The 2,067-nt window shown below is 71.5% G+C and carries 3 protein-coding genes; 2 read left to right on the top strand and 1 reads right to left on the bottom strand.

Going from position 1 to position 2,067, the window contains the following annotated elements:
• Positions 1-526 (bottom strand): protein kinase family protein (locus AC2VNT_RS00400; RefSeq protein ID WP_486944977.1); only part of this gene is annotated, 526 nt, incomplete at its 3' end.
• A gap of 29 nt (positions 527-555) precedes the next feature.
• Between AC2VNT_RS00400 and AC2VNT_RS00395 the strand changes: the two genes are divergently transcribed.
• Both AC2VNT_RS00395 and AC2VNT_RS00390 read left to right on the top strand, forming a co-directional pair.
• Positions 556-1,155 carry a TetR/AcrR family transcriptional regulator gene (locus AC2VNT_RS00395; protein WP_486944976.1) on the top strand — a complete coding sequence of 200 codons (600 nt, stop codon included), beginning with the start codon at positions 556-558 and terminating at the stop codon, positions 1,153-1,155.
• 4 nt (positions 1,156-1,159) lie between these two features.
• Positions 1,160-1,855: a PIG-L deacetylase family protein gene (locus AC2VNT_RS00390; RefSeq protein ID WP_486944975.1), complete on the top strand. Its 696-nt coding sequence runs from the start codon at positions 1,160-1,162 to the stop codon at positions 1,853-1,855.
• Positions 1,856-2,067: the final 212 nt, after the last annotated feature.

The raw sequence follows: 2,067 nt of genomic DNA, 5'->3' as shown, positions 1-2,067 counted from the left end.
CGGTGGCGACCTGCCGCGCCCGCGGGCGCTGCGCCGGCGGGTCGGCGAACCAGTTGCCGCCGAAGGTGTACGGCATGACATCGGGCGGGACCACCCCGTCGACCCGGTCCATCAGGAAGAACGGCCGGCCGAGCACCCCACCGACCGGGTCGATCCAGCGCAGCCGGGGCATCGGGACCTGGGTCAGCTCGGCGACCAGCCGCATCACCTCGAACTGGTGGTCCAGCCGGTAGGTCGGAAACACCGGCACGTCGTCGGCGCCGGGCGCCACCCGCATCACCCAGCGCTGCTCGACCGGGGCGCCGTCCTGCTGCCAGCGGCCGGTGAGCATGATCGTCTCCGACGACATGCCGTTGGCGTCGATCCCGCTCTGCACGGTGATCTGCGGCGCCACCCCGCCGGGCAGCTGGGTCGAGAGCCAGCGAGACATTACCGTGGGCAGGGTGCTGACATCGCGGCTGGAGCGCCGGATTCGGCCGACGTCGGTCTCCACCGTCGGTTGGTCGGACACGGGCGCGTCCTCCATCGGCTAATTACGATATGATTGGTAGCGGTATGAAATCAGACGCCCCTTCGGTTGGCAAGCCCCCCGCCGCCGGACGGCCCCGGGATCCGCGTATCGACGCTGCCATACTGCAGGCCGCCGCGGACCTGGTTGTGGAAGTCGGGTACGCCAATCTGAGCATGGCCGCCGTCGCGGAACGGGCCGGGACGACGAAGACGGCGCTGTATCGCCGCTGGCCCAGCAAAGCCGAGTTGGTGCACGAGGCCGCGTTCTCGACGCCGCCCAGCGCGGTGACGACGCCCGGCGACCCGGCCGGTGATCTGCGGGCGATGATCGCCGGCGCGCGTGACGTGTTCACCAGCCCGGTGGTACGGGCCGCGCTGCCCGGGCTGCTGGCCGACATGGCCGGCAACGCCGAGCTCACCGAACGGGTGCTCGGCCGGTTCGTCGGCCTCTTCGACGTGTTGTGCTCCTGGGTGGGCGACGCGATCGATCGTGGCGCCGCGCGTCCGGATGTCGACCCGGCGCGGTTGCTCGAGCTGATCGGCGGCGCCACCCTGTTCGGGCTGATGCTGCGCCCCGGCGACGACCTCGGCGGCGACTGGGTGGATCAGACCGCGGCTATCGTGACGCACGGCGTGCTGGCCTGAACGCATGTGGAAATCGTCTGCGCCGCAGCCGTTTCCGGCCGACTGGGAGTCGGCCCTGGTGCTGGTGCCGCACCCTGACGACCCGGAGTACGGGATGGCGGCCGCGGTCGCCAAGTGGACCGCCTCCGGAAAAACGATCCGCTACGCGCTGGCCTGCCGCGGCGAGGCCGGCATCGCCGGCACGACACCGGAGCGGGCCGGACCGATCCGCGAGGCCGAGCAGCGCACCTCGGCGGCGATCGTCGGCGTCGACGCGGTCGACTTCTGGGATTTTCCGGACGGCAAGATCCGGGACACCCCGGCGCTGCGGGCGGCGATCACCGCCGCGATCACCGCGGTCCGGCCGGATCTGGTGATCTCCATGTACGGCGGCGTCGAATGGGGTCCGGGGATGCCGAACCAGCGTGGCCACATCGAGTTCGCCGCCGCGGTCACCGCCGCCTACGACGCGCTGGCCGACCCGCCGCGCCGGCTGTTCCAGAACGGACCGGGCGCCACCCACGCGGAGATTGTGGACGGCTTCGTCGACGCCGCGGTGGAGTCGCTCGCCGCCCACCACGCCTACCTGTCGGTGCTCGACCCGGACAGCCCGGTGATCGAGCAGGCCCGGCGGCAGGTGCAGCGGGGCGCCCCGGAGGTGGGCGGGCACCGGATGGTGGGGTTCGTGCTGGTGCGAGGCGTGGCCCAGCCGGCCGGATGAACGCGCCGGCCCGGGTCGGCATAGCGGGTCGTCCGAGGTGACGGGCGTGGTCTGTTCGCCGTGGCTGGCGGCCAGGGTCTCGGCAAAGTCGCATTTCAGCTGGTCAGCAGTAGTGTGATGGGCCTTTGGGGGTTTCGAGCGTTGTGGCGCAGGGCTTTTGCGATGTTGTCGTGGCCGTCGAGGCGAAGCAGGCCGATGGCGGTGTTGCGCAG

Source organism: Mycobacterium sp. TH-M15 (assembly GCF_057473705.1).
This window is presented reverse-complemented; position numbering and strand designations above follow the sequence as displayed.

What these genes read in the sequence shown, in the direction of transcription:
- AC2VNT_RS00390 (WP_486944975.1), top strand. Translation starts at nt 1,160, where the DNA reads ATGTGGAAATCGTCTGCGCCGCAGCCGTTTCCGGCCGACTGGGAGTCG.
- AC2VNT_RS00395 (WP_486944976.1), top strand. Translation starts at nt 556, where the DNA reads ATGAAATCAGACGCCCCTTCGGTTGGCAAGCCCCCCGCCGCCGGACGG.